The organism is Streptomyces sp. CC53 (genome assembly GCF_001865245.1).
Lineage (GTDB): Bacteria > Actinomycetota > Actinomycetes > Streptomycetales > Streptomycetaceae > Streptomyces.
Map to the genome: position 1 here is coordinate 1 of NZ_MKXB01000062.1, position 5,426 is coordinate 5,426.

General features: G+C 75.5%; 7 protein-coding genes. 2 read left to right on the forward strand and 5 right to left on the reverse strand.

Going from position 1 to position 5,426, the window contains the following annotated elements:
• Positions 1-726 precede the first annotated feature (726 nt).
• Positions 727-2,292 (forward strand): RICIN domain-containing protein, encoded by a 1,566-nt coding sequence (locus tag BJP40_RS05395; RefSeq protein WP_071279046.1) that lies wholly within the window; start codon positions 727-729, stop codon positions 2,290-2,292.
• Between the two features lie 37 nt (positions 2,293-2,329).
• On the opposite strand, the gene BJP40_RS05400 is transcribed toward BJP40_RS05395, so the two are convergent.
• Both BJP40_RS05400 and BJP40_RS05405 read right to left on the reverse strand, forming a co-directional pair.
• The gene (locus tag BJP40_RS05400) at positions 2,330-3,340 is read right to left on the reverse strand and encodes a serine protease (protein ID WP_071279048.1); all 1,011 of its coding nucleotides are present in this window, start codon (positions 3,338-3,340) and stop codon (positions 2,330-2,332) included.
• 158 nt (positions 3,341-3,498) lie between these two features.
• The gene (locus BJP40_RS05405) at positions 3,499-3,984 is read right to left on the reverse strand and encodes a GNAT family N-acetyltransferase (RefSeq protein WP_071279050.1); all 486 of its coding nucleotides are present in this window, start codon (positions 3,982-3,984) and stop codon (positions 3,499-3,501) included.
• Between the two features lie 346 nt (positions 3,985-4,330).
• On the opposite strand from BJP40_RS05405, the gene BJP40_RS05410 reads away from it, so the two are divergent.
• Complete coding sequence (locus BJP40_RS05410) at positions 4,331-4,537, forward strand: helix-turn-helix transcriptional regulator (protein ID WP_071279052.1); 207 nt, start codon at positions 4,331-4,333, stop codon at positions 4,535-4,537.
• 56 nt (positions 4,538-4,593) lie between these two features.
• Here BJP40_RS05410 and BJP40_RS05415 read toward each other — a convergent pair whose 3' ends face one another.
• Genes BJP40_RS05415 through BJP40_RS05420 form a run of 3 tightly spaced genes read right to left on the reverse strand, consistent with a single transcriptional unit; the run spans position 4,594 to position 5,297 of the window.
• Positions 4,594-4,917, reverse strand: coding sequence for a hypothetical protein (locus tag BJP40_RS05415; protein WP_071279054.1), 324 nt, complete (start codon positions 4,915-4,917; stop codon positions 4,594-4,596).
• 33 nt (positions 4,918-4,950) lie between these two features.
• Positions 4,951-5,115 (reverse strand): hypothetical protein, encoded by a 165-nt coding sequence (locus tag BJP40_RS33995; protein WP_177204304.1) that lies wholly within the window; start codon positions 5,113-5,115, stop codon positions 4,951-4,953.
• Positions 5,112-5,297, reverse strand: coding sequence for a hypothetical protein (locus BJP40_RS05420; RefSeq protein WP_143065886.1), 186 nt, complete (start codon positions 5,295-5,297; stop codon positions 5,112-5,114). The genes BJP40_RS33995 and BJP40_RS05420 overlap by 4 nt, the downstream gene beginning before the upstream one ends.
• Between the last annotated feature and the right edge of the window lie 129 nt (positions 5,298-5,426).

The window sequence follows — 5,426 nt, forward strand, 5'->3', positions numbered from 1 at the left end:
GCCGCCGCCCCCGCCGAGGGATGCGCGGTGGCCCCGCACGCCGCCGGCTGAGGCGCGAACCCGGCCGGGCCCGCACCCTCCACGGGGCCCGGCCGCCCCAGGGCCCGCCCGTGCCGGGCCCGGGCCCGCGTGTGCGGCGGGCCCCGAGCCCCCGGTCGCCACCGCCCCCCGTGGCACCGGGGGCTCGCACATGCCCCCCCGCCGAGGGCCCCGTGAACCGGTGCGCTTGCGGCGCTGCGGCCCGGCCTTGCGGCCTTGCGGCCCTTCGGCCTTCCGTCCCTGTTGTTCTGTCGCCCGGCCGGCGCCCACCCCGTCGCGCTTCGTTCGCCTTGCGGCCTTGCGGCCTTGCGGCCTTGCGGCCTTGCGGCCTTGCGGCCTTGCGGCCTTGCGGTCCTGCGGCTCTGTGGTCCTGCGGCTCTGTGGTCCTGTGGTCCTGTGGTCCTGTGGTCCTGTGGTCCTGCGGCCTTCCGGCCCCGCCGCCCCGCCGCTCTGCCGCTCTGCCGCTCCGCCGGTTCCGCCGGTTCCGCCGGGTCCGCCCGGGCTGGGACTCTGCCTCGCGAAGCCGGGCCGGCACGTCCTCCCGTCGTTTCGTGGAACTCTTGTTCCGCCACGGCGAGTTGTGGAAAGGTGAGGCTCCTCACAGCCCACCAGGCTGTCCCCGCCGGCGCGTTGGCCCTCATCGGTGCACCCTCCCACCGCCCCACTCGGCCCGACGGAAGAACCGCCATGCACCAGCACACCTCGGCTCCCCCTGGGGACTCCGACACGCGACTCCTCGAAGTCCTGCACGGCGCCGCCCCAGGCACCCCCGCCGACCCGGACGCCACAGCCGTGCTCCTCGCCCGGCACTGGCAGGCTCTGTGCTCCTACACGGCGCTCTTCACGCCGTCCGGGCGGACGGCGGGCATGGCCGCCGCGGCGGCCTTCGCGCGGCTGGCCACCGTGCCCCCGGACCGGCCGGCGCAGCCCGCGGGCCCGCCCCCACCCGCCGCGGTGAGGGCGCGGCTGCTGGTGGAGGCCCGCCGGGTCCTGGCGGAGTGGGCGCGGCCGGGCCGCGCCGCCGCGGCGCTGCCGGGCGTCCGCGCGCCCGCCGAGCCCGCGGAGAGCCGGAGACTCGTCGCCCGGGCCTTCCACGGCCTGCCCGAGGAGGCGCAGGTCCTGCTCTGGCACAGGGAGGTGGAGGCCGAGGGGCTGTCCGTCCCCGCCGCCCTCCTCGCCGTCGACCCGCGCGAGGCCGGGCGGCGCCTCGACGAGGCCCGCACCCGGCTGCGCGACGGCTGCGTCGACGCCCACCACGCGCTCGCGCCCGGCCAGGAGTGCCGCCACTTCGGCAGGCTCCTGGACCTGTCGCTGCGCCGCACCGGGCCGCTCATCCCCGACATCCAGCGCCACCTCGCCCGCTGCGCGTTCTGCCGCCGCAGCGCCGACCAACTGCGGCAGACGGACGGGCGGCTGCCGCTGCTCCTCGCCGAAGCGGTCCTGGGCGGCGGCGCGGAACGGTACCTGGAGACCCGGCCCGGCCGTCTGCGGGCCGCTGCCGGAGGCCCGGCCGGGGCGGGCGTCCACCGGGAGCGGCTGCGCCGGGCGGGCCGCCACGCCCGGGCGGTGCGGCGCCGCCTCGCACGCCCCGGCCTGCGGCGGCCGGGCGGCGGGACGCTCCTCACCGGTCTCGGCTTCGCCCTCAGCGCCCTGCTGTCGGCGGCGGCGGTCTCCGGGCTGTGGCCCGAGGGGGACGGCGGCGACCGGGGCGCCGGCCCGAAGGCGCCGCCGTCGGCGACCGCTGCGCCGCCGCCCGCACCGGCCGGGCAGCCCGAGGACGGCGCCGCGCTGCGCACCCGGCTCCGTGCCACCGCCCCGCTGGGCGGCTCCCTGTGCCTGGACGTGCGGGGCGGGGCGCTGGACGGGGCCGCCCTGACGCTCGCCGCGTGCACGGGGGCGGTGACCCAGACGTGGCTGTACGAGCCGGACGGGCTGCTGCGCAGTGGGGCCGCCCCGGAACTGTGCGCGGACTCCGGCCGACCGGACGGCACCGTGGCCCTGGCCGTCTGCGGGGCGGGCCCCGAGGTGCGGTACGACGTGACGCTGCGGGGCGCGGTCGTCCCGCGGGGGGACGCCGGGCTGGCCCTGGCCCCCGTCACCGTCGAGCCGGGCGCCGACCTCGTCGTACGGCTCCGTGGAGGGGCGCCCGACCAGCGGTGGCTTACCGACGTGCGGGACGGCCGGGGCTCCGCCCACCCCGCCCGGGCGCAGCGGGCGGCGCCCGGCCCGGTGTGGGGCGCGGGCGCCGTGTGAGCGTGCGCGGGGTCAGGGCGGGAGCGCTCCGGGACCGCTACGAGGTCTGTGCCTTGGCGTACAGCGCCTGTGCCTCGTTGCCGAAGTACGGGCCGAACATGCGGTTGGGCAGGAAGACGTAGCCGAAGCTGTTCACCGATACCTGCAGGCCGGTGCCGCTCGCCTCGCTGAAGCCGGTGAGCCAGGGGCCGCCGCTGGACCCGCCGGTCATGTTGCAGCCGAGGCCGTGGTCCTGGCTGAGCAGGAAGTCCTTGGAGGAGTTGCCGCTGCAGTAGACGAGCTTCGAGCCGTCGTACGGGGACGCGGCGGGGAAGCCGAAGGCGTACATCGGTTTGTTGTAGCCGCCGTTGAACTGGAGCCCCTGGGCGCCGGTGACGTCGGTGAGCTTCCGGCCGTCCAGCGGGGCGACGACGGCCGCGCCGATGTCGTGGTTGATGTCCTCGCCGGCCTCCCACCGGGGGGTGGTCAGCGTCTTGGTGGCGGTCCACTGCCCGTAGGGGGCGTTGCCGTCGGCGTACGCGGGGACGAACACCCAGTTGGTGTGCCAGCTGCCCTGGTACTTCACGCAGTGCCCTGCGGTGATGACGGTGGACCGGTTCTGACTGGTGACCGCGTTCGCGGAGCAGGAGGCCGTACGACCGTCGAAGGTGAAGAACACCCGGCCCGAGGTCTTCACGACGGCCCCGCCGGAGCCCCAGGAGCCCCCTGTCTGGGGGAAGGACAGCGGTCCGGCGGCGTGTGCGGAGGTGCCTTCCGCGGCGGGGGTCGGTGCGACGGTGGTGGTCGCCCCGCCGGGTTCGGGGGCCTTCAGCTCCTTGAGCCGGCCGGGCGTCAGCTCCAGGTCCAGCGGGGCGGCGCCGCGCATCCGCTCGGCGGTCCAGAAAGCGGCGGCGTCGCGCTGCTCGTACGCGGTGATCGTGTGGGTGGCGGCGGTGGCCTCGGAGGTGCCGGGGGAGGGGGCGGCGTTCGCCGGGGCGGCGGCCAGCGCGCCCGCGAGCAGGGCTCCGGCGCCGAGCAGGGTGGCTGCGGAGGAACGATGGCGTCTCACACATGTCTCCTTCTGCCGTGCCCGGGGCCGTGGGGGCGCCCGGGCAGGGGGGTGGGGGGAACGAAGGGATGCGGTGCGGATCGCGGTACCGGGATGGGTGGTGCGAGGGGCAGCGTGCCACGCGCCCCCGGAAATGTCAGGAGCGCGTCACGAGTTGCTTACCGGCCGGCCAGGGGCTTCGCGTAGCACCGGCTGGATTCGTACGTCCGGTAGTAGCCGAACTTCTGGCACGGCTCGTAGCCGCTCGACTCGTACAGGGCGATGGCCTCGGGCTGCATGGTCCCGGTCTCCAGCACCATCCGGAGGCGGCCCGCCGCGCGGGCGTCCTCCTCCAGGAGGGCCAGAACGCGCCGGGCTATGCCCCGGCCCCGCGCCTCGGGGACGACGTACATCCGCTTCAGCTCCGCGTCGCCGTCGGAGTAGCCCTCGTCGTTCTCGTCCTGTGCCCGCCACCCGCCCGTGGCGACGGGCCGGTCCCGGTCGTCGTACGCGATCAGGTACAGCCCGCGGGGTGGCTGGAAGTGGTCCGCTTCCAGGTGTGTCTCGTCCCCTTCCCCGTCGTACCGCTCGGCGTACTCCAGCTGGACCTGGTCGTTGAGCTTGACGGCGTCGGGGTGGTCGAACGGCACAGTGCGAATATTCATGCGGAGGATCGTACTTCTATGCGCAGGGGTGGGGGCATGCGCTTCTGTCGTATTGTGCCGGGATGCTCACCGTGACGACAGGCAGCGTGCCAGAAACATACTGAGCGACGACCCTTCCGGCCTGGTCATCGTATGAGGAGGCCCCGACCGGCACCGTCCGGTCGGGGCTCCGTGCCCACCCTGCCGTGATCCGCCGAGACCGCGGTCGGGTGGGAGTCCGTATGCCCTCACAGGGAGGGCGGTTTCAGTTGTATGGTTCAACGTTTTACGGCCAAAGGCTCCGAGATCGCAAAAAGTACAGCCTCCTGTACAGACAAACGATCAAGAGCGCCGCGAGCGTGGACCAGTGCCACGCCCCACCGACAGCCCCGCCTGGGTCCTCGCCCGCCGCCGGGCCATCGGCGACCTGATCCGCGCGGCCCGCCTCCACGCCAAGCTCACCCAGGAGGCCCTCGCACTTCGCATCGGCATGGCCCGGCACAGCCTCAACCGCATCGAGCAGGGCCACTCGGCCGCCCGCATCGACGTCCCCGTGGCGGATCTGGTGCGGTAAGGGCCCCGGCCGGGGCGGGGGGACGGATACAGGCCGGGGCGGTCTCGGGGCGCCGGTTACACCGGGGGGCGGCCCGGGGTCGGCTGCGGGGGCGGGCTGGGCAGGGGCGGCCCCGGGTCCCGGGGGGTCTGCGGCGCGCCTGGTCCGCGGTGCTTGTCCGCGAGGTACGGGCCGCCGAGGTTGCGGTACGTCAGGCCGTAGATTCCCAGCGGCGGGAACAGCGTGACCCGGGGCGGGCTGCCGCTGTCGGCGCAGGCCCGGCACAGCAGGTCACGCCCGTGCGAGGTCAGGCGGATGCGCTGGACCGGCTCGGTCCAGCACGCTTCGCACAGGGCGGTGTCAGTGGGGCGCAGGTCGCCCGGGTGGACGGTCTGGATCATGCCGTTGGGCTCTCTGTTCGTCGGCGGTGGCGTTCAGGAGGTCGGGTAGCTGCGCGGCCGCACGGTGGGGGCCCGGCAGGTGGGGTGCCGGTAGGCGTCCGGGCGGGCGCCCGACGCGGAGAACCCCGGGATCGCGACGGCCTCGCCCTCGATCAGCCGCCCGCAGTGCACACACCAGCGGCGCACCGGATACGTCACGGCGCCTCCCCGACACCGCGGGCCTGGCAGCACGGGGCGCAGCCCCACACGGTGGTCGAAAGGTCGTGGACGCCCGCGTACTCCTCGACGCGGGCCACCGGCCGGGCGCCAGGCTCCATCAGCAGGACCTCGCACCAGACGCACGCGCGGCCGTGGTACACGTCCCACGACAGGCCCGTCACAGTCCGCGGGACAGTGGGCAGGGGCTCGGCCGACGCGGTCACCGGCTGTTCCGCTCGGTGTGGCAGCGCACGCACACCCGCAGCGGGAAGCGGCGCGGCAACGGACGGGCGGTCGCGGCGGTCAGCTCG